Origin of the sequence: Corynebacterium sp. c3Ub_189, assembly GCF_039907195.1 — a bacterium.
GTDB lineage: Bacteria > Actinomycetota > Actinomycetes > Mycobacteriales > Mycobacteriaceae > Corynebacterium.
In genome coordinates this window covers 46,818-67,309 of sequence record NZ_JASBOF010000015.1, presented here as the reverse complement: position 1 = coordinate 67,309, position 20,492 = coordinate 46,818, and the positions used below count along the sequence as shown (strand labels likewise).

Sequence of the window (20,492 nt, the reverse complement as noted above, 5' to 3'; positions counted from 1 at the left end):
TCCGAAACAGGCCGTGAAAAGCCCGAAACCCAACAAAAGAACAAACCACCACAAACCACAAAAGCCTGTGCTGGCGTCCAAAAAATTACTACAAAGAAAAAATACAGTTCCCTCAACCCGACGGGGTCAAAAAAGGAAACCAAAAAAGTTGAACACAATCACATGCCAACCAATCCATCTCAATGCAGCCGAAACACCAAACAGCATTCAAAAAGGTACGTGTTCCACATACCCAACCGGCACACACCAACCAACAAACCACTAAGCCTGCTGGCAGACAAACCAATCAACACACAACCATGCACACAAAAAATAAAAAGTACATTGGCACACTATTGAGTTCTCAAACATCATCACCACACAACAACCACATACCTTCGCATGTAGCTCGTTGTGAGCAAAAAATTTATTTCGTCAGGGCCTGTTTTCCTATCGCCGCTTCAGCCAGGAACTTTCTTGTTCCTGTGGGGCGCTGTCGGTCGCGCTGACTCGTATTAAGTTACACAGCCACTCAAACAAACACAAATCCCCAGGCCAATTACTATTTTGAGGGCTTTAAGTTATGCCCAACCAGCCGCTGATTCCGCCACCGTGGACATTTGCTCTGCGAATGTAGCTGGGGAGGGTCAATGCCCATACTGCATAGAAGGCCACCGCCAAGAAGAACTTGGCAATTACGGAGATGGGGGTTTGGGCGTAAATGACGACTATTCCGGCTATGAGGACCGCATACAGGATGAATAGGTGCCAGTTCTTCTTTCCCAGAAATTCCAGAGTGACCAAAACCGGGGCGCAGGTGGCGCTAAGCAATGCGATGGCCGTAACGAGTTCACTGTCATTCGTCAGTGCGGCGCTGATACTGATGGCCGCGAAGACCGGTATCAGCCCGAGCACTGCAGTATGCCGGGCCCAATTTCTACGACTTCCTCCCATAACCGTGTATTCGCGGAGGGATTTTCTTAAGCTGCCTGAAACCGCCGCGAGTAGCAGAAAAGTCAGTACCCAGATGAAGGTGCCGAGGAATTCGAGCACTGAAGCCGCGTCCCTATACTGGTGGAGAACTAAGCCGATCATCTGCGCCAAGCACGCCCCACACCATGCTTTGGCTTGTGGGTGGTATATCGCTTGCCCGGCCAGGGTGCGCGGGAACCAGCCAAATCCGCTTGAGGGTTGGGTGCCGGTGGTGGTGTACCCGGAGCGTTTCGGAGTAGCGCTGCGATACATGACCCATACCGCCGCGACTGCATAGACAGGCAATGCCCACCACAGCTGCACGGTGAGGGCGCCAATAGCTGCCGCTAGTGCGAATAGCGCGACGAGAATGCGACGATGTTCGTTCCAGATTCTCGAACCCAGGCCCACTAGTTGATATTTCTGAAAATCAGGCTTTAGGGAGAGCACGAGCCCCAAGGAAGCGATTACGGGGAGCGCGCTCCACGTTCCCTCTGCCATGACTGGCATGACCAATAATGCGAACAGGAAAAAGGTCCAGAGCCACCAATCTCCTAGGTACCACAGTAGTTTCATGACCTCTCCTCCAATGCCAGTACCGCACGCTCCAAAGAGACCTCATTGACACGCAGGCCGTGGGCCTGGGCAATGCGGAAAATGGGATCAGTGGAAGCGGAACGGGCGTCGATAAGCACGCGTTCCCCTAAGGGTGTGGTTTGCCTACTCAGTGCAGGAAGGCCAAGCTCTTCGACCGCTGCGGTGAGGGACTCGGATGGTCCGGTGAGCTCCAGAATTCCCTCGATGAAGTCATCGATGGGACCGGAAATGGGGTTATCGCCCATCAGCGAGACGGTATCGAGGAGGCCCGCCACCTCATTGAGGTGATGGGTGGAGATGACGATGGTACGGCCGTGTTCCTCACGAAGGACCTGATAGAAAAGCTCGCGGCGCTGTGTGTCGAGGCCGAGATAGGGCTCATCAAGAAGCATGACTTCACAGCCAGAAGCAACGGCGAAGATGAAGCCCACCGCAGACTTTTGCCCGCGGGAAAGGGCAGAGTAGGCCTTGGCCGGCACGTCGAAGCGAACCAACAGCTCATTGAAACGCTCCTCATCCCAACGCGGCCAGCGCGCCTTACCAATGACGCCCAGCTTTCCGATGCCCCAGGAATCCGGCAGCGGGTTATCAATCCCCATCAAAATGACTCGGTTAAGGACCGATTGCTTGTCAAAGGGTTCCTCGCCGAAAACCGTAATACCGCCAGCTTGGATTTGTCCGGCAATCTTGCGCAGGAGCGTGGTTTTGCCAATGCCGTTGGGGCCAACTAAGCCGTGCGTGAGGCCATCAGCAAAAGTGAATTCTCGTGTTTTAATCATGAGTACATTCCTCGGCTTTCTGCAACGCGATCAAATAGGTCATGGAGCTGGGCGCGGTTGTAACCTAAGCGAACGGCTTCGTCGACAAGCGGTGCCATGTATTCCGCCGCGAAATCGGCGCGGCGGCGCTCCCGGATCGTTTTCAGGGCGCCTTCTGCCACGAACATGCCGATGCCGCGGCGCTTATCCAGCACCCCGATATCCACCAACAGGCTTATGCCCTTGCGGGCAGTGGCTGGGTTGATGTTGTGAAAATCAGCAAGCTCGTTAGTGGAAGGAGCCCTGTCCCCTTCGCCCAAGGTGCCATCCACGATGGCGTCCTCCACCAGAGAAGCAATCTGACGGAAGAGTGGTTGCGTGGAATTATCCATTGACCCTCGGTTCGTTGGTTAGTTACTTGTGTAACCAACCATATCGGCAACACCCCACCCCTGCAATACTTCCAAAGAGAAAACTTTTTTGCGGCCACTGCGCTGGGATTTTGCCCAAGGTTATCGACGTTTTGTGACTAATGGGGCACACTGGAAACCACAAAGAATTTTATTTAGAACAATTAGAACGGAACTTAGGAGCCATGCTTGAACGCACACTCGTCTTTGTCGATACCTCTTACTTGCTCGCAAGCTTTTATAACTCGTGGGAAACGGGTGCCCGCGCACAGCTAGAAATCGATCTGCCCGAGGTGGTCAGCACCATGGGCGGGATGATTGAGAACCAACTTGGGACCCCCATCCAGCGCCAATACTGGTATGACGGCATTCCCGATACCGGCCCGCACCGCTACCAGCGCGCACTGCGTACCTGCGAAGGGGTCCAGCTGCGCACCGGTCAGCTCATCGAATGGGGCGAGCGCCGCACCCAAAAAGCCGTAGATACCCGCCTCGTAGCGGACATGGTCATCGCCGCCATGAAGGGACAATTCACCGACTTTGTCCTCGTCAGTGGCGATGCAGACATGATTCCCGGTGCTCAAGCCGCCGTGGATAATGGCATCCGCGTACATCTTTATGGGTTTGGCTGGGACTCCATGTCCTCCGCACTGCGCCATGCCTGCGATTCCACCACCATCTTGGACCCTCGCGAGGACTTCGCAGACGCTATGGAATTGCAGGTCCTAGAAGGCCCGCTTCCTCCAGTGGTGCGCGAAAATGCGCATAAAGAGGGCGAGGAAATGCCCGAACCGGATGAATGCGGCGAGCCCTCAGAGGTGGAGGCAGCCTTCGGCGCCACAGAAAAGCCCACCCCGGCCCCGACACCCAAGCCGGCTCCGCCCAAGGTGGAACCAGCAGAGGATTCCTCCGCCGAGGAGGGCTCCCCGGCGGAGAAGCCGGCGCCCAAGCCATCCATGATGGCACCGCGCCGCAAGCTGCGGTCCAAATATGTACCGCTACCGGAAGAAGTATGGAGCTCGGCCGGCTTCCAATCCCCATTCGACGTGGGCCAGCAATACGCCTCGTGGTGGTTCGATAACGCTGCTAGCACCGAGCAGCGAGATCAGGCACATCTACTTTCAGGCGGCGGGCTCCCCCCGGAGATCGACCGTCCGCTGTTGCAGTTTGCCTGCGAGACCCTGCACGAATACACCCTGACCGAAACCCAACGCGTGAACCTGCGCGATGGATTCCACTCAGGGATTCGTGGGGTTCTGATTAATGTTCGCCGGCAGAATTAATCGCCAGACTCGAGCTCTTTCTTCTTTTTAAGATCCGCCCGGATGGCATCGAGGCGAGCAGTCGCCTTCATGTCATTGCCGGCGGCTTGGATCTCATTAATGCGATCGCCGCCGGTGGCGTGCTGCAATTCTTGCGCGCCAAGGGCATCGGCGTAGCGCTTTTCAATCTTGGCACGCACAGAATCAAGAGTAGGTACAGAATCGTCCGGGTTGAGCTGATTCATGGAATCAATAGCCTGGGCGTTCTTTTCCTGCATAGCCGCCTGGTCCGCCTGAGCCTCCAGCTGGCTAACCTGGGCCAGCTGTTCCTTCAAGCGCACCTCAGACTGCTGCTGCTGGCTCTTGGCCTGAGCGGCAGCCTGCTCCGCGGCGGCGTACTGCTGCTTAACGTCTTCCAGCTCCTGCTCCACTGCTACCAGCTGGGAGGCAACCACTTCCGCAGCCTGGTTATATTCGGAAGCTTTTTGCGGATCCTCCGCAGAATCCGCCAGCTCCAACGCACGCTGGGTTTGAGACTGGTAATCCTGCTGGGACTTGACCAGGCGGTTCATCTGCATCTCCAGCTGGGACTTATGGCCGATGATTTCTGCGGCGTGATCAGAAATCTGCTGGTGCTGCTCCTTAGCGGCCTGGACGGCCTGCTGGATCTGCACCTTCGGATCAGCGTTCTCATCAATCTTCTGATCGAAGGAACTCATCATGTACTTCCAGCCCTTGCTGAAGGGGTTAGCCATTATCTTCTCCTTTGGACATAAAAAGACGCTTTCTAGCGAGTTTAGCGATACTCACCAGAAAGCGCCCAGGAAGCTAGTGGGGATTAACCCTGCGCGTTCTGCTCTTCTACCTGGCGGCGAACCTCCGCCATATCGAGCTCCTTGACCTGCTTCAGCAGGTCTTCCAATGCTGCAGGTGGCAGCGCGCCAGCCTCGCGGAAGACCAAGATGCCATCGCGGAAGATCATCAGCGTAGGAATGGACTGAATCTCCAGCGCGGATGCGAGGCCCTGGTTGGCCTCGGTATCGAGCTTGGCAAAGGTAGCATCCGTGTGCTCTTCGGAGGCCTTTTCAAAAACCGGCGCAAAGCGCTTGCAGGGGCCGCACCAATCGGCCCACGCGTCTACGAGAGTAATGCCCTCGCCGGTAACGGTTTCTTCAAAGTTTTCTTCGGTGACATCGATAGTAGCCATGATTGTTCTAACTCCTTTGCGGATTGCTTTATTCCCCAACGTACATGAAATATCCTTGTCATATACCCCTAGGGGGTATAAAATGGTCCCGGAAACCAACCCTAAGAAAGGATCATCATGAGCACCAAGAACTACACCGTAGAGGGCATGACCTGCGGACATTGCGAAATGTCGGTAAAAGAAGAGGTCGGCGAAATTTCCGGCGTTAGCGAGGTCACTGCTGACCACACCACCGGGGCCGTCACGGTTACTGGCACCGATTTCACCGATGAACAGGTAGCGGCCGCCGTGGCAGAGGCCGGCTACACGCTGAAGTAGGAACCACCATGTCCCACTTGGACCTTGGCGTAACGGGAATGACGTGCACCTCCTGCTCCTCCCGCGTCGAGCGCAAGCTAAACAAGCTCGAGGGAGTAAGCGCCAGCGTCAATTTCGCTACCGAGGCGGCGGCCATCGAGTATGACCCCCAGACGGTAAGTCCACAGGAGCTCATTTCCGTGGTGGAGGGCGCAGGTTACGGCGCCTTCGATATGGCGGGGGCGAAAGCGGAGGAGCCCCAAGCCGAGAAGAGCAGTGACGGGGGCCTGCTGCGCCGCACCATTATCTCGGGCGCCCTATCGCTGCCGCTCATGGTGGTCTCGATGTGGCCGGCACTGCAATTTCCCAATTGGCAGTGGGCCTGCGCCATCGTGGCCACCATCGTTTATATCTTTGGTGGCGCACCATTCCACACTGCAACGTGGACAAACCTCAAGCACGGTTCTTTCACCATGGACACGCTTATCACCATGGGAACCTCAGCGGCCTACTTTTGGTCACTGTGGGCGCTGTTTTTTGGCAACGCGGGCGAACCGGGCATGAAGATGCACATGACGCTGGACGCGAACGCGGCGCAGATGGATCACATTTATTTCGAGTCCGTGGGCATGATCATTACCTTCCTCCTGCTCGGTCGGTGGTTCGAGGCACGGGCCAAAGGCCAGTCCTCTGAGGCCCTGCGGGAGCTGCTCTCCCTAGGCGCTAAGGAAGCCTCGGTGCTGAGGGAGGGAGGCGAGCAGCGCATTCCCATTGCCCAGTTGCAGGTAGGCGATGTCTTCGTAGTACGCCCGGGCGAAAAGATCGCCACCGATGGCATCGTTGTTGCCGGTAGCTCGGCGGTCGACGCCTCCATGATTACCGGCGAGTCCGTGCCCGTCGAGGTCGGCTCCGGCGATGCCGTGACCGGCGCGACCATTAATGCCTCTGGCAAGCTTGAGGTTCGAGCAACCAAGGTGGGCGAGGATACGGTACTGGCCCAAATGGCCCAGCTGGTCACGGATGCACAAACGTCCAAGGCGCCAGTACAGCGCCTCGTGGACCGCATTGCGCAAGTCTTCGTCCCCGCGGTCATTGCCGTAGCAGCGCTAACACTCCTTGTTCATCTCTTCTTCGGCGGGGTGGCCCCAGCCTTTATCGCCGCGGTCTCCGTCCTCATTGTGGCCTGCCCTTGCGCTATGGGCTTGGCGACGCCCACCGCGATCCTCGTCGGCACCGGCCGCGGCGCGCAGCTCGGGCTTGTCATTAAGGGCCCTGAGATCCTGGAATCTACGCGGCAAATCGATACCATCGTCATGGACAAGACCGGCACGGTCACGGCCGGAGAGATGTCCGTCACCGCCGTACACGGCGACGTCCTCGACTTGGCCGCGGCCGTGGAACACAACTCCGAGCATCCCATCGCTCGCGCCATCGCCAGAGAGCGCAGCGTAAAGCCGGCTACCGACTTCGCAGTGGTTCCGGGTGGCGTGGAAGGAACTGTGGAGGGGGTCCGGGTAGGCGTCGGCAAGCGCCAAGGCCCGTTGGGCGACCTGGAAGCGCCGTTCCGCGCCGCACAGGACGCTGGTGCCACGCCGGTGGTCGTCACCGTCAACGGACAGCCCGCAGGCGTCATTGAGGTGCGCGATACCATCAAGCCCAGCTCGGCCGCCGCCGTAGCTCAGATGAAAGAGCTGGGGCTTACCCCTTACCTGCTGACCGGTGATAATGCCGGGGCCGCTCAAGCCGTGGCCGCCGAGGTAGGGATCGACCGCATCAGCGCCGAGGTTCTTCCGGAAGACAAGGTAGACCACATCAAGGAGTTGCAGGCCGCGGGGCACACCGTGGCGATGGTGGGCGATGGCATTAACGACGCCGCGGCACTGGCCCAAGCCGACCTTGGCCTCGCCATGGGCGCGGGTACCGACGTCGCAATCGAAGCCTCCGATATCACCCTCATGAATGGCGATCTGCGTTGCGCCGCTGATGCCATTCGGCTCTCGCGCCGCACGCTAGCAATCATTAAGGGCAATCTCTTCTGGGCCTTCGCCTATAACGTCGTACTCATTCCTGTCGCAGCGATTGGCCTGCTTAACCCATTATTTTCCGGCCTCGCGATGGCACTGAGCTCGGTTTTTGTAGTTACCAACTCACTACGACTGAAAGGTTTTTCTGTTCAGCGATAGTATTATCGCATGCTCAGCCGCACCGAACGTCTCGATCGCCTTCCCGTCACCTCTAAGCACAAGCGCCTACTCCTAGGTTCCGGCCTTGGATGGGCGCTTGATGCCATGGATGTAGGGCTAATCTCCTTCATCATGGCCGCCCTTGCTGTTCACTGGGATCTTGGTCCTAGCCAGACCTCTTGGTTAGCCTCGGCGGGCTTCCTTGGCATGGCGCTCGGTGCAACCTTTGGCGGATTGCTGGCAGATAAATTCGGCCGCCGCAATGTCTTTTCTCTCACCTTGCTTATCTACGGCTTGGCAACAGGGGCTTCCGCGCTAGCTGGGGGACTTACGGTTCTCATCATCTTCCGATTCATAGTCGGGCTGGGCCTCGGAGCCGAGCTACCAGTTGCCTCCACGCTCATATCCGAATTTGCTCCTCGACGGGTCCGCGGAAGGATGGTAGTCATTCTCGAGGCATTCTGGGCATTGGGATGGATCCTTGCGGCCATCATCGGCACTTTCGTAGTGAGCACGGGTGAATCCGGATGGCGCTGGGCCCTGGCCCTTGGCATGCTGCCAGCCGCGTATTCAATCTATGTTCGCCGCGGTCTACCAGAATCTGTGCGCTTTCTTGAATCCAAGGGCCGCCATGATGAGGCCGAAGCTATCGTTGCCAGCTTCGAAACCGCGGCGGAAGATCGGCCGCTGGACGATGCCCTCCCAGACCCCACGCCTTCCCCCGCAGCATCTATTTGGAGTCCGCAGCTACGAAGGCGGACCGCAGCGTTGTGGACCATTTGGTTCTGTGTAAACCTCTCCTACTATGGTGCCTTCATCTGGATTCCCTCTCTGCTAGTAGCCGACGGGTTCTCCCTAGTGAAGTCCTTTAGTTTTACCCTCATCATCACCCTTGCCCAGCTGCCTGGCTACGCGGTGGCAGCTTGGCTTATCGAGCTCTGGGGCAGGCGGGTAACCCTCGCGGTATTCCTGCTTGGCTCCGCAGCAGCGGCCGGCTTATATGGAGCAGCAGCTACGGAAGCGTTGATCATCCTGGCTGGTTGTCTGCTCTCCTTCTTCAACCTCGGCGCTTGGGGAGCCCTCTATGCCATCGGCCCAGAGCTATATCCCACTTCATTGCGAGGACGTGGTACCGGAGCGGCGGCAGGCTTCGGTAGGCTAGCCTCTATTGTGGCGCCACTCATCGTTCCACCACTGCTTGCTGCGGGTGGGACTGCCTGGCTATTCGTCGTATTCGCCGCAGCGTTTGCCATTGCAGCTGCCGCCGCCTTTAGCCTGCCCGAGCAGAAAGGAATAGCGCTTGCTCAATAGGCTCTCCCTCGCCGCGTGGACGGCCGTTATGGTCGCATTGACCACGCTCAAGCCTTTCTACCAGATTGGCTACTTATGGAAACCGGAAAATCAGCGCGCCCGGGATTTGCGCTGGGTTCCTTTCGATGAATTTTCCGGCGGCAGCTGGTTTGGCCCGCTATTTGAGTACGCGGGCAATACCGCATTCTTCATCCCTTTTGGCATGCTGGTATTCGGCCTCTGCCGCTCTGTTAAGAAGACAGTTGCGTGGGGATTTGGCCTCAGCCTCGTACTAGAGGTCTGCCAATATGCTTTCGCCCTGGGGCGCACGGATATCGATGATCTTCTCTTCAATACCCTGGGCGCTCTCGTTGGCGCGGCATTCGCCCGCCTCTGCGGCGAACGCCTTTTCCCTGTGTGGCGCTGGTTAGCCCTTGCCGCAGCGGCGGTTTTCTTGGTATTGGTCATACTCGGCCCACGATTGGGAGACCCCAACGCGGTGGTAGACCTGTAATTTAACCGTGCGCCATATTGACGAACTTGGAGTAGTGCAGCTGGTGGGCCACCTGCACGGTATCAATCGGGCCACCACGGTGCTTGGCTAGGATAATATCCGCCTCGCCAGCGCGCTCATTATCGCGGTCCTGGGAGTCGGGGCGGTAGAGCAGCATGACCATATCGGCGTCCTGCTCCAGCGAGCCGGACTCACGAAGGTCCGCAAGCTGCGGCTTTTTATCCGTACGCGCCTCGGGTCCACGGTTCAGCTGCGAGATCGCGATAAGAGGAACCTCCAGCTCCTTGGCCAAGAGCTTCAGCTGACGGGAGAACTCGGAGACCTCTTGCTGGCGGGACTCGACCTTTTTACCCGAAGACATCAGCTGCAGGTAGTCCAAGACAATGAGATCCAAACCGTGCTGCTGCTTGAGGCGGCGGGCCTTGGACCGAATTTCCATCATCGTGAGGTTTGGTGAGTCATCAATGAAGAGTGGGGCGTCTTGCACTCGGTTGAGGGTCTCATCGATCTTTGCCCAGTCCTCGGTGGAAACTCGGCCACCACGCATATCGGCCAGCTTGACCTCTGACTCCGCCGAAAGCAGGCGCATGACGATTTCAGAAGCTGACATCTCGAGGGAGAAAATCACAGAAGACTTACCGTGCTGCAAGGAGCAGGAGCGCATAAAGTCCATGGCCAGGGTCGACTTACCCACACCAGGACGAGCAGCAACGATGACCATCTGGCCCGCGTGAAGGCCATTGGTCAACTTATCGAGGTCGATGAAGCCAGTAGGCACGCCTAGCTCCACACCGCCGGCTTGCTGCAGGGCGGCGAGCTCATCAATGGTGGGGTCAATAAGGTCCCCCAGGACTCGGTAATCTTCTGCTGTCTTGCGCTGGGCGACGGCGAAAACTTCCTGCTGCGCACGGTCCAGCACGGACTCGATCTCTGCATCTTCGGTGCCGGAAAATCCGAGCTGTACTACGCGAGTACCGGCATCAACAAGCTTGCGCAGCACTGCCTTTTCCGCGACGATTTCGGCGTAGTAGCGAGCGTTCGCAGCCGTGGGCACCGTGGCGAGCAGCGTGTGGAGATAGGGGGCGCCGCCAACGCGCTCGAGGTTATTAAAGCGGTCGAGCTGGGAGGCCAAAATGACGGCGTCGACGTCCTTGCCCTCGGAGTATAGATCCAGCATGGCGCGGTAAATCAACGTGTGCGCCGGATAGTAGAAATCCTCCGGCTCCAGCTCCTCAATGACTTCCATCACCGTATGGGGACTGAGCAGCATGGCACCCAGAACACCCTGCTCCGCTTCGCGGTCTGCGGGGGGTTGGCGGAATTCGCCATAGCGCTTTGGCTCTTCCTGCTGATAGCGACGGCGCGGAGCCGGTTCCTCCTCCGGCGGCGGCTCCGGCGGCAGGTGTTCATCATCAAAGCTGGCGTTGGTCATGACTTCTCCCCCTTGTGGCTATTTGAGCATCCGAGCGTATCGGAATCTCAGTGTAGTCTAGTGCCCGGACACCACCCCCTGGGCATAACTTCCACAGTTATCCAGAGGGTGCTGTGAAAATCGCAGGTCGCGGTAGCCTTCGCCCATATTTGCCCTGCATAAGCCTGTGGATAACTCCAAAAGCCCATGACCTGCACAAATCAAACTCCCAGCTCAGAGCATGTTTTTCTCGGTGTGAAAATACGCACACCCTTCGTGGATAAGCGGCCTGACCTGCGGGTTAATAAAGAGGCCTCCGCGTAAACATAGAGTTAAATCGCCAAAGTATTATCCACAGAATTCCACAGTTATCCACAGGCCGGTTAAAACGCGCTAAAGGCCCCAAGTTCCTGCCACCTCACATAGCAGGAACTTGAGGCCTAAAGCGTTGCTGTTGTCTTTGGGTCTTATTTGGACCGTCGTGCGCCTAGTTAGGCAGCAACGACCGAGAAGTTCACCTTGCCGATAACATCAGCGTGCAGCTTCAGCTCGACCTGGTAGTTGCCGGTCTTCTTGACCAGGCCCTTAGGAAGCACAACGATGCGCTTATCCAGCTTAGGGCCACCAGCCTTAGAGACGGCGTTGACAATGTCTTCTGCTTGAACGGAACCGAAGAGCTTACCGGATTCGGAGGTCTTAACCTCTACCTTGACATCCGTCAGCTGCTCGAGCTGGTTGCGGACCTCACGTGCGTGATCCAGGTCGCGAATCTCGCGAGCTTCCTGGGCGCGCTTGATGCCCTCAATCTGCTTCTCTGCGCCGCGGGTAGCCACGATGGCCAGGCCGCGAGGAAGCAGGTAGTTACGTCCGTAGCCGTCCTTAACCTCAACAATTTCGCCAGCGGCGCCGAGGTTCTCAACGGCAGCGGTGAGGATCAGCTTCATGATCCCTGCCTTTCAATTGAGTTAGTTGAATAGTTGCGGGTGACAGACTTAGAACGGAGGTTCAGAATCAGCGCCTCCGAAACCACCTGCAGGTGGTGCGGAGTTCCACGGGTCCTCAGAAGGAGCCTGATTCTGCTGCGGCTGCTGTTGCTGGCCGCCTCCAAAACCGCCCTGATTATTGTTATTCGAGCGCTGCTGGCCGCCGCCAAAGTTATTGCCGCCCTCACGCGGATTGCGGTTTACCTGAGCAGTGGCGTAGCGCAGAGACGGACCGACCTCGTCGACGTCAATCTCGAATACGGTGCGGTTATCGCCCTCACGGGTCTGGAAGGAACGCTGCTTCAAGCGGCCGGTAACGATGACGCGCATGCCCTTGGACATGGTCTCGGCAACGTTTTCCGCTGCCTGACGCCATACGTTGCAGGTCAGGAACATAGCTTCGCCGTCTTCCCACTGATTCGTCTGCGAGTTATAGCGACGAGGGGTGGAGGCGACGCGGAAGTTAGCTACTGCCGCACCCGCCGGGGTGAAGCGCAGCTCGGGGTCAGCAACGATGTTGCCTACCACCGTGATATTGGTATCTCCCTGTGCCATGTCTTTACTCCTTATCGGTTACGTGGATTGTGCTTGATCCCAGTATCCGTTACTTGCTGTCGGTGCGCAGAACCTTGGTACGCAGGATGGTGTCGTTCAGGTTCAGACGGCGGTCGAGCTCGGCAACCGAAGTGTGCTCGCACTCCAGGTTGACGACGGCATAAATGCCCTCTTCCTTCTTGTTGATGGGGTATGCAAGACGACGCTTGCCCCATACATCAAGGTTCTCAACCTTGCCGCCTTCCTGGCGGACGATTTCGAGGAACTTATCCAGGGACGGGGTTACGGTGCGCTCATCCTGATTAGGATCCAGAATGATCATGACTTCGTAGTGACGCACGGACCTCATCACCTCCTATGGTCTAGTAGTTTTCGGCTGCATCACCTTTGCGGATGCAGCAGGAGGGTACGTTGCGTCAAGCAACCCCACTACAGTACCGCAAATGACCGGCGAAAAGAAATCTAACCAGTGGTCGTTGCGGCGAAAAACACAGCTGCCGTCGCCGGAATGATGGTGAGGAAAAGAATGGCCAAAAGCCCCAGCACGATGGGCCCGCGGCGATCCTCACGATTGTGGAAGAGCCAGAAGGCTCCCATCACGCAGAGGAATCCCAAGAAGATGGATGCCATTCCGATATAGGTAACGATCATGCGAATGCTCCTGCCAAAGGATCGCGGCCGGCGTGCGCATCGCGCACCTTATCCGGGGTCTTTCCGCACATCTGGCGAATAACGAGGACAGCCATGGCGATAATGAGGGCGTCGCGGGAGACAATCGCAACGTCAAGCAGCTCGTGCGGAATGCCCTTATTGTCTGTGCCCAGCATGTGCCACATGAGTAGGGGCCATACTAGGGCGTCGACAAGCGCCCAGCTAAAGACCAAACGCCAGCGTGGCAGGGCTAGGGCCGCGGGCACCAACAGCCACAACGAATACTGGGGCGACCACACCTTGTTGAACAGTAAGAAGGCTGCCACGATGAGGTAAACCAACTCGGCCATGCGCGGCGTCCGCGCGCTGCGCAGGCCCAGCACCGCAATCGCCGCACAGAGAGCCAAAAACGCCACCAGGCTGAAGGTATTGAGGAACTCAGGGCTAAAGCTAATCCCAGTATTGCGGCTAAGCACCGAGTAAATGGTGGTCCACTCCGCACCGCGCTCTTGGTTGAGGCGGAAAAATTCGCGCCATGCCTCCGGGTACTTCAGGGCCACCGGAGCGTTGACCACGATCCAGGTCACGGCCGCGGCGAGCAAGGCGTAGAAAAATTGCGGCCAGCGGCGGTTGCGCACCGCCAAGACCAGGAACGCCCCCAAGAGAAAGAGCGGCCACAGCTTAAAGGAAGTGCCAAGGCCGATGAGGACACCCGCTACGGCAGGGTGCTTGCGCGCGGCGGCCAGGAGCGCACCTACGGCAAAGGCGATGGAGGGAATATCCCAGTTGCTGAAGGCGTGGATGATGACAAGGGGGCTGGCGGCGACAAGGATGGTATCCCAAGTGCGGTTGCCCACCAGCAGGTAGACCATGTAGAGCACGCCTACCCAGATGCACGCCATGACCAAGGCGGTCAGGCCGAAGTACCATCCGGCCTCCGGGATGCCGGCCCACTCAACCAGAGAGTACGTATTGCGGGCAATCCAGCCCATCAACCCCTGGAAAAGGCCCGCGAGGACTGGGTACTCCATATAGCGGGTCAGGTCACCCTCTTGCCAAGAATAGGCATAGGGGAAGCCGCCTTCATCGAGGCCGCGGCCACCGTAAAGCGGGATGATGTCGTTATAGCAAAAAGAGGTGTACTGGCGGTTGCCCGCCCAATTCAGGCTAATGACCCCGTCATCACCGCGGGTGCCGCCGGCGCAATTAGCCTTCGAGAGGAATCCGCACGCCAGGAAAACCCAGCCGACGGCGATTATGGCGCGCAGAGGGGTCCACCACTGGGTGCGGCGTACACCGGCAAAACGGCCCCTTGGCCCGCCGAGGAATTCAATTACCCCGCGGGCCAAGGGTTCTGAGGAGGCGGGAATGCGCTGGTGCGGATTCGCTGTCACTGCCGCCTACCCTAGAAGGTCTGCCAAGTCGCTATCGGGGCCGATGAGGTCATCCAAAGACGGCGCCTCTGGCTGGGCCGGTGCCTGGTTGCTATTACCGCTATTGCCACCATTGCCGCTATTGCCATTGCCGCGTTGCGGTTTCGGGGCAGGCTTCGGGCTCTCCGGCTTGTTCTCCGGCTGAGCCGGCTTGGTTTCCTCTTCCGGAGCTGCTTGCTCGGCAGGGGCCTCGTAGTCCTGGGTATCGCCAGCGCCGCTATCCCAGCTCGGGTCATAGGCCGGAGCGGCCGTTCCGGCGCCCATGTTGCCGAATCCCAGCGGATAGGCAGCCGGGAAGTTTTGGAATTCGGAGTTGGCCAGGGAGTTATCCAGCACGGCCTTCCAAATCTTGGTTGGCGCGCCGGCGCCGTACATGATGCCGCCGTACTGATCGAAGATAGCGGAGGTGTTATCCGCGGTACCTACCCACACGGCGGTAGCCAGCTGCGGGGTGGCACCGACCATCCAGGCATCCTTGTTATTGCCGGTATCGCCCATCTGAGTGGTACCGGTCTTGGAGGCGGAAACACGGCCACCGGCAAGAGCGCCATTAGACCATGCGGCCACCGGCTCCATGGCTTCGATGACGTTATTAGCCACGTTGGACGATACGCGGCGCTCGCCCTCGTCTTCGGGGTGCTCGTACAGCACTTCGCCGGCAGCGTTTTCTACGCGCTGCACAAAGTGCGGGTTATGCCACACGCCCTGGTTAGCCAGGGTGGACATTGCGGTGGCCATATCGAGCGGGCGGGACTGGTACTGGCCCAGAACAATGCCTTCGAATGGCTGCTTGCCGTTTTCCGTCAGCGTCTTTTCAATGCCCGGCAGGGACTTAGCCACGCCAAGGGCGTGCGCCATATCTGCGGTGTCCTGCGTGCCGTTCTTGAGGTCCTCCTGCAGGCGAAGGAAGGAGGTATTCAGGGATTGCTTGGTAGCCTCGCGCAGGTTGCATACGCCGCAGCCGCCGCCCACGTTGGTGACAACATCCGAGCCAGGCAGCTGGTACGGAGCGGACGAGTAATTGGTATCTAGGCTGATGCCCTGCTGCAGGGCGGCCGCAAGGGTCATGATCTTGAAAGTAGAACCGGTCTGCAGCGGGGAGTTGGCGTAGTCCCAACCATTGGAATCGTGGCCGCCAAAGTATCCACGGACCGCACCGGTCTTCGGATCGATGGTCACGGAAGCCGCACGCGCATCCTCTTGCAGCGGAGCCATCTGGTCATCGACTGCCTGGATGGTGTTGTTCTGCACATTCATATCGATGGTGGTGGTGATGCGCAGGCCGCCGGTGGACACCTCGTTTTCGGTGATGCCTACCTCTTCCAGTTCGCGGATGACCTGATCCTTGATGTGGCCATTAGCGCCTGGGGCTTCGGTGTAGGCGGAGTACTCAGCTGGGTCGCGGGTCTCTGGGAAGACCATGCCATCGCGCTGTTCCTGGGTGAGGTCACCCATGTCTACCAAGCCATCAAGGACGTAGTTCCAGCGGTCCTCGGAGCCCTCCTGGTTCACGCGCGGGTCGAGGCCGGACGGGGACTGAATGAGGCCGGCGAGCATGGCGCCTTCCTCCGGAGTGAGGTCCTTGGCGTCCTTATCAAAGTAGGCGTTGGATGCCGCCTGGATGCCGTAGGCATTGCGGCCGAAGTACACGGTGTTGAGGTAGGCGTTGAGAATATCCTCCTTATCCCACTCATTGGTCATCTTCACCGAGTAGATGAGCTCGCGAATCTTGCGCACGTAGGAGTATTCGTTGCCCACCAGCGTGTTTTTCACATACTGCTGGGTAATGGTGGAACCGCCGCCAGCATCTTCATTGCCGGTTACCTTACCCACCACGGCGCGGCCGAGGCCGGTGAAGGAGAAGCCGGAGTTATCCCAGAAGTCACGGTCCTCCGCGGCCAGCACGGAGTCCTGCACGTATTCCGGGATTTCATCCAGCTTCACGTGGGTGCGGTTGCCTTCCGGCGGCACCAGGCGGGCGAGCTGGGTCTGATTATCACCCGCGTAGATGGTAGAGACCTGGTTATTGGCCAGGTCCTTGGGCTCCGGAACGGAGTATTGCGAGTATGCGTAGGCAAAAAGTCCTGCGGGCAGTGCTACAAAGACCAGTAGGAACGCCAAAACGACCCACGGCCAGATGCGGCGCTTCTTTGTCGCCTGCTTTTTGCTGGGGCGAGCCACCTTAGTGGACTTGCCGGTAGATTCCTTCTCGGTCACTGATTCGTGTCCTCATTCATCCCTGATCACAAACTAAATAATTGCAGCTTACTGCCTAAGGCGGTGCGCTGGAAACTAACACGCGTTAAATGCAGTAGCAGAACGCAACAAGTGGTTCCACCGGCACTGGCGGCATACTTCCACCTCGTGCACCGTAAACTCCAAGCCCTCGGCTACAAACTCCGCTATTTCTTTCTCACTGCGGGCACTCCCGGCGCGGCGGCCGAGGTTCTCGCCATAGACCCAGCGCGTAAGCCGCAGAGGCTCGCCGCACACGGGGCATTCCTTATCCATGGTGCGCCCGTGGTGCTCAGCTGCGGCGCGCAGCAAAAAATCAGCATCGCACACGTCCTCCCGCCTGAGCTGCCCGGCGCGAAATTCGCGCAGGTGGTGGGCGCGCTCCCATTCATGGGAGAGCACGTGCTTATAGGCAACGGAATTCACCCGGATCATCCTAATTACCTCTTCTTGATCGATCCACATGGTGTTATGCCACCGTAGGGCATAATTTTCGGCTTACTCTTGCGCAGTCACTGACAGCCACAACTCATGGAGTTAAAGGAGTAGACCGTGTCCGAAAAAATAAAGGTCGCCATCGTGGGCGTCGGCAACTGCGCCACGTCCCTCATTGAAGGCGTGGAGTTTTATCGCAACGCCGCGGCCGATGCAGATATTCCCGGTTTGATGCACGCCCAATTTGGCCCATACCACGTAGGCGATGTGGAATTCGTTGCCGCTTTCGACGTGGATGCGGACAAGGTGGGCAAGGATCTGGCGGAGGCTACGCGCAGCTCCCGCAATTGCACCATTTCCATTACCGACGTCCCTGAGCTGGGCGTTACCGTGCAGCGCGGTCCTACCCTGGACGGCCTCGGCCGGTACTACCAAGAATCCATCGCGGAATCGGAAGCCCCGCTTGCCGACGTCCCCGCCATACTCCGCCAGTCCGGCGCCGACGTCGTAGTCTCCTACCTGCCGGTCGGCTCTGAAGAAGCGGATAAGTTCTACGCCCAGGCGGCGATCGATGCCGGCTGCGCCTTTGTCAATGCCTTGCCGGTCTTTATTGCCTCTGATCCGGTATGGGCAAAGAAGTTCGAAGATGCCGGGCTGCCCATCGTAGGCGATGATATTAAGTCCCAGGTGGGCGCGACCATTACTCACCGCGTGATGGCGAAGCTCTTTGAAGATCGCGGCGTGCGTTTGGAGCGCACCATGCAGCTCAATGTGGGCGGCAATATGGATTTTAAGAATATGCTCGAGCGCGAGCGCCTCGAATCCAAAAAGATCTCCAAGACGCAGGCCGTAACCTCTAACCTGCACAACTCGCCCATCGCCGGTAAGCGGGAGGACCGCAACGTCCACATCGGGCCTTCCGATTACGTGGAATGGCTCGATGATCGCAAATGGGCCTATGTCCGCTTAGAGGGCTCCGCCTTTGGCGAAGTACCGCTGAGCTTGGAGTACAAGCTGGAAGTCTGGGACTCGCCTAACTCCGCCGGCATCATCATCGATGCCGTACGCGCCGCCAAGATTGCCCTCGACCGCGGGGTGGCGGGCCCGGTACTGGCTGCCTCGTCCTACCTGATGAAATCCCCGCCGGTACAAAAGGCCGATGACGTGGCGCGCGCCGAGCTAGAAGACTTTATTGCCGGAAACTAATTTTTTAACTTCCGAACTACCGCGCAGGGAAAACGGGCTATACAATCGTTTTCTATGACGCAGCAACATGAGGAGAAGGGCCCCGCTCAATCCCCGTCTACGTACGAGGATGCCGTCGAGGTCGCGCGTTCCATCCAGCCGTCGCTCAATAAGCTCATTCTTATTTTCCAGCGCACGGCGGAGGGCTCTTCATTGACCACCTCCCAGGTGTCCATCATGAACCAGCTGCGTATGCGCGGACCGTCCCGCGTTTCCACCATCGCGCAGGCAGAACTTATCCGCATGCCCACCGCCTCCAACGCGCTCTATCAGCTAGAGCGCCGCGGCTACGTGGAACGCCACCGCGATGAAGAGGACCGCCGCGGCGTCTTGGTAGCGCTGACGCAACTAGGCGAATCCGAACTAGCCATAGTCTCGCAGCAGCGCGCCTCCGCCCTAGCAGAGATCATGCGGTGGCTCGAGCCGAAGGATTTGGAGACCGCCAACGAAGTAGCCACCGTTATCTCCAAGCTGGCTGATGTCTATCGCCCCACAATGAACGGCGAACAGCGCTAGTTTTGCCCGCGGTGATTTCATTTTTCTTGGCCTTAACGTGATAATTGAGGGAAACGAAAACCGTAATCTCTCACTAGTTCACTCCGTATGGCAACTGATTCTTCCGATGGGCATCTGCCGGCCTTGAGCAAGGGCTCGGCCGATAAACCCCTTCGCATTCTTATTTCTTGGAGCCCTTCTTCCTCCGGTACCGAGGCTCTAGATTGTGCCGCGTGGCTCTCCCGCACCGCAGAAATACAAGTACGCGTCATCTCTACCGTGTTCCAGCCGTGGACTACGACTTCCCTCAACAAACTCGGCGGAAAATATAAAAAATGGTTTAAATCACAAAAGGAGGCCTGCGCGGCCGCTACCCATGCCGCCCTCGATGAAGCCGGCGTGCCGCGTAGCTGCTGGGATGAGAAACCCTCCCTATTGGTCGACGGCCCTTCGCGCCCCCATCTGCTGACGGAAATGGCCAAGAAGTTCGAGGCAGACCTCATCATTTTGGGGCCCAACCAGGCCGCACCGAAGGGCCGTTTCTTTGCTGGTTCTACGGCCGATACCCTGCTGCATTATTCCCCTCAACCATTAGGCTTGGTCCCCCGCAAGGTGAAGCTGTCCAAGCACGGCGTCACCCGCTTCAACTTTGCCATCACCGAACGCAGCCCGCGCGAAGATCATGAGATGCTCGCCGCAGCGGAGCTCGCGAACCGCTGGAACCTGCCGCTGCGCCTGCTTGCCTTCTCGGCAAAGGGACTGCTCAATACGCCGTCCAAGGATAAGCACGATATGGCACTTAAGCTGACGGCTGAGTGGCTCGAGGATTCCCTCGCCATGCTGGACCGCGCCCGCGATTGCATCCAAGAGCAATTCCCCGAGCTGGATGTCACCTCTGAAATTGGTTCCGGCGCGGGCTGGGGCGGCGCGGTGGATTCGCTCAAGTGGAAGAAGGGCGATCTAATGCTCATGTCCTCCACCCCGCAGGGCCCCATCGCCCGCGTGTTCTTGGGTTCTACTGCCACGGAGCTGCTGCCGCATATTCGGGTGCCTATCTTGGTCCACCCATCCTGCGGTTAGGATTAGGGCATGAGCCTGCGACCAGAGCATCCCGAAAACGATCTGACCTCCGATGCGGACTATGCCAATCTGCGCCGCCCGGAACCGCGGAACTTTGATGAGCTGGCCGATGAGCCGGACCCTTTAGAGATTGCCGCTGCTAACCACCGCTCCACCCGCCAGGCCGTCTGGTACATGATCGCCGTTCTTGTGCTCTCCGCGCTTTATGGTTTCGCAGTCGCGCTCGTCACTCGGCTCTCCGGCGGCCCCTTATGTGAGAATGGCACCGCCACGTGGCTCTGCACTGACGGGCAGCGCACCTTCTTTAGCCTGACCACCCCGATCATTCCCTTCTTCGGCATGATCGGCTGCGCCATCATCATGGTGCGCAAGCTGCACCGCTATCTGCGGTGGCGCAGTTGGATGGCCATTTTCTGGGTGATGGCCTGCAATTTCATGCTGTGGACTATTACCGATATCCAGCTGTTCCTCATGGACTCGGCCGCCGCATAGCAACTTTC

At 58.4% G+C, this 20,492-nt stretch carries 23 protein-coding genes; 10 read left to right on the top strand and 13 right to left on the bottom strand.

Going from position 1 to position 20,492, the window contains the following annotated elements:
• The coding region (locus QKD99_RS08580; protein WP_347951213.1) for a hypothetical protein at positions 1-339 on the top strand (339 nt) is incomplete at its 5' end.
• Positions 340-555: 216 nt separating this feature from the next.
• On the opposite strand, the gene QKD99_RS08575 is transcribed toward QKD99_RS08580, so the two are convergent.
• From QKD99_RS08575 to QKD99_RS08565, 3 genes are read right to left on the bottom strand one after another with little or no spacing between them, the layout of a single operon-like run.
• Complete coding sequence (locus QKD99_RS08575; protein ID WP_284844545.1) at positions 556-1,527, bottom strand: beta-carotene 15,15'-monooxygenase; 972 nt, start codon at positions 1,525-1,527, stop codon at positions 556-558.
• On the bottom strand, positions 1,524-2,327 hold the full coding sequence (locus QKD99_RS08570) for an AAA family ATPase (RefSeq protein ID WP_284844544.1): 804 nt from the start codon (positions 2,325-2,327) through the stop codon (positions 1,524-1,526). Before QKD99_RS08570 ends, QKD99_RS08575 begins: the two co-directional genes overlap by 4 nt.
• Positions 2,324-2,698, bottom strand: a complete 375-nt coding sequence (locus QKD99_RS08565) for a GntR family transcriptional regulator (RefSeq protein ID WP_005327000.1) — start codon at positions 2,696-2,698, stop codon at positions 2,324-2,326. The genes QKD99_RS08570 and QKD99_RS08565 overlap by 4 nt, the downstream gene beginning before the upstream one ends.
• 203 nt (positions 2,699-2,901) lie before the next feature.
• Here QKD99_RS08565 and QKD99_RS08560 point away from each other — a divergent pair, with 203 nt between their 5' ends.
• Positions 2,902-3,999, top strand: coding sequence for an NYN domain-containing protein (locus QKD99_RS08560; RefSeq protein WP_284788002.1), 1,098 nt, complete (start codon positions 2,902-2,904; stop codon positions 3,997-3,999).
• On the opposite strand, the gene QKD99_RS08555 is transcribed toward QKD99_RS08560, so the two are convergent.
• Together QKD99_RS08555 and trxA are read right to left on the bottom strand one after the other, a co-directional pair.
• Positions 3,996-4,733, bottom strand: coding sequence for a PspA/IM30 family protein (locus tag QKD99_RS08555; RefSeq protein ID WP_284788000.1), 738 nt, complete (start codon positions 4,731-4,733; stop codon positions 3,996-3,998). The genes QKD99_RS08560 and QKD99_RS08555 overlap by 4 nt on opposite strands.
• Positions 4,734-4,816: 83 nt before the next feature.
• Positions 4,817-5,347, bottom strand: coding sequence for a thioredoxin (gene trxA / locus QKD99_RS08550; protein ID WP_347951212.1), 531 nt, complete (start codon positions 5,345-5,347; stop codon positions 4,817-4,819).
• On the opposite strand from trxA, the gene QKD99_RS08545 reads away from it, so the two are divergent.
• The 4 genes from QKD99_RS08545 to QKD99_RS08530 are packed head-to-tail and all read left to right on the top strand — an operon-like array spanning position 5,303 to position 9,469.
• Positions 5,303-5,503 carry a heavy-metal-associated domain-containing protein gene (locus QKD99_RS08545; RefSeq protein WP_005325954.1) on the top strand — a complete coding sequence of 67 codons (201 nt, stop codon included), beginning with the start codon at positions 5,303-5,305 and terminating at the stop codon, positions 5,501-5,503. The genes trxA and QKD99_RS08545 overlap by 45 nt on opposite strands.
• 8 nt (positions 5,504-5,511) lie before the next feature.
• Positions 5,512-7,665: a heavy metal translocating P-type ATPase gene (locus QKD99_RS08540; RefSeq protein ID WP_294165908.1), complete on the top strand. Its 2,154-nt coding sequence runs from the start codon at positions 5,512-5,514 to the stop codon at positions 7,663-7,665.
• 9 nt (positions 7,666-7,674) lie between these two features.
• The gene (locus tag QKD99_RS08535; protein WP_284844541.1) at positions 7,675-8,976 is read left to right on the top strand and encodes an MFS transporter; all 1,302 of its coding nucleotides are present in this window, start codon (positions 7,675-7,677) and stop codon (positions 8,974-8,976) included.
• A gap of 28 nt (positions 8,977-9,004) precedes the next feature.
• The gene (locus QKD99_RS08530; RefSeq protein WP_225747359.1) at positions 9,005-9,469 is read left to right on the top strand and encodes a VanZ family protein; all 465 of its coding nucleotides are present in this window, start codon (positions 9,005-9,007) and stop codon (positions 9,467-9,469) included.
• A 1-nt stretch (position 9,470) separates the two neighbouring features.
• Here the strand turns inward: QKD99_RS08530 and dnaB are convergent, their stop codons facing one another.
• The 8 genes from dnaB to QKD99_RS08490 form a co-directional block, all read right to left on the bottom strand.
• Positions 9,471-10,901 (bottom strand): replicative DNA helicase, encoded by a 1,431-nt coding sequence (gene dnaB, locus QKD99_RS08525; protein WP_005325950.1) that lies wholly within the window; start codon positions 10,899-10,901, stop codon positions 9,471-9,473.
• Positions 10,902-11,371: 470 nt separating this feature from the next.
• The gene (gene rplI / locus QKD99_RS08520) at positions 11,372-11,824 is read right to left on the bottom strand and encodes a 50S ribosomal protein L9 (protein ID WP_005325949.1); all 453 of its coding nucleotides are present in this window, start codon (positions 11,822-11,824) and stop codon (positions 11,372-11,374) included.
• Between the two features lie 48 nt (positions 11,825-11,872).
• On the bottom strand, positions 11,873-12,418 hold the full coding sequence (locus QKD99_RS08515; RefSeq protein ID WP_005325943.1) for a single-stranded DNA-binding protein: 546 nt from the start codon (positions 12,416-12,418) through the stop codon (positions 11,873-11,875).
• Positions 12,419-12,467: 49 nt separating this feature from the next.
• A complete protein-coding gene (gene rpsF, locus QKD99_RS08510; protein WP_005326996.1) occupies positions 12,468-12,758 on the bottom strand; it encodes a 30S ribosomal protein S6 in 291 nt (96 codons plus the stop codon).
• 122 nt (positions 12,759-12,880) lie between these two features.
• Positions 12,881-13,069, bottom strand: a complete 189-nt coding sequence (locus QKD99_RS08505) for a hypothetical protein (RefSeq protein ID WP_005325940.1) — start codon at positions 13,067-13,069, stop codon at positions 12,881-12,883.
• A complete protein-coding gene (locus QKD99_RS08500) occupies positions 13,066-14,463 on the bottom strand; it encodes a glycosyltransferase 87 family protein (RefSeq protein WP_347951211.1) in 1,398 nt (465 codons plus the stop codon). The genes QKD99_RS08505 and QKD99_RS08500 overlap by 4 nt, the downstream gene beginning before the upstream one ends.
• 6 nt (positions 14,464-14,469) lie before the next feature.
• Entirely contained in the window at positions 14,470-16,719 is a 2,250-nt protein-coding gene (locus tag QKD99_RS08495; protein ID WP_284597648.1) for a transglycosylase domain-containing protein, read from the bottom strand.
• A gap of 75 nt (positions 16,720-16,794) precedes the next feature.
• Positions 16,795-17,172: a DUF5318 family protein gene (locus QKD99_RS08490; RefSeq protein ID WP_347951210.1), complete on the bottom strand. Its 378-nt coding sequence runs from the start codon at positions 17,170-17,172 to the stop codon at positions 16,795-16,797.
• A gap of 117 nt (positions 17,173-17,289) precedes the next feature.
• Between QKD99_RS08490 and QKD99_RS08485 the strand changes: the two genes are divergently transcribed.
• The 4 genes from QKD99_RS08485 to QKD99_RS08470 all read left to right on the top strand — a co-directional run bounded on the left by QKD99_RS08485 (position 17,290) and on the right by QKD99_RS08470 (position 20,484).
• A complete protein-coding gene (locus tag QKD99_RS08485) occupies positions 17,290-18,378 on the top strand; it encodes an inositol-3-phosphate synthase (RefSeq protein ID WP_347951209.1) in 1,089 nt (362 codons plus the stop codon).
• 54 nt (positions 18,379-18,432) lie between these two features.
• Positions 18,433-18,933 (top strand): MarR family winged helix-turn-helix transcriptional regulator, encoded by a 501-nt coding sequence (locus tag QKD99_RS08480; protein ID WP_239279020.1) that lies wholly within the window; start codon positions 18,433-18,435, stop codon positions 18,931-18,933.
• 87 nt (positions 18,934-19,020) lie between these two features.
• Complete coding sequence (locus tag QKD99_RS08475) at positions 19,021-19,992, top strand: universal stress protein (protein WP_347951208.1); 972 nt, start codon at positions 19,021-19,023, stop codon at positions 19,990-19,992.
• A 9-nt stretch (positions 19,993-20,001) separates the two neighbouring features.
• The gene (locus tag QKD99_RS08470; RefSeq protein WP_347951207.1) at positions 20,002-20,484 is read left to right on the top strand and encodes a hypothetical protein; all 483 of its coding nucleotides are present in this window, start codon (positions 20,002-20,004) and stop codon (positions 20,482-20,484) included.
• Positions 20,485-20,492: the final 8 nt, after the last annotated feature.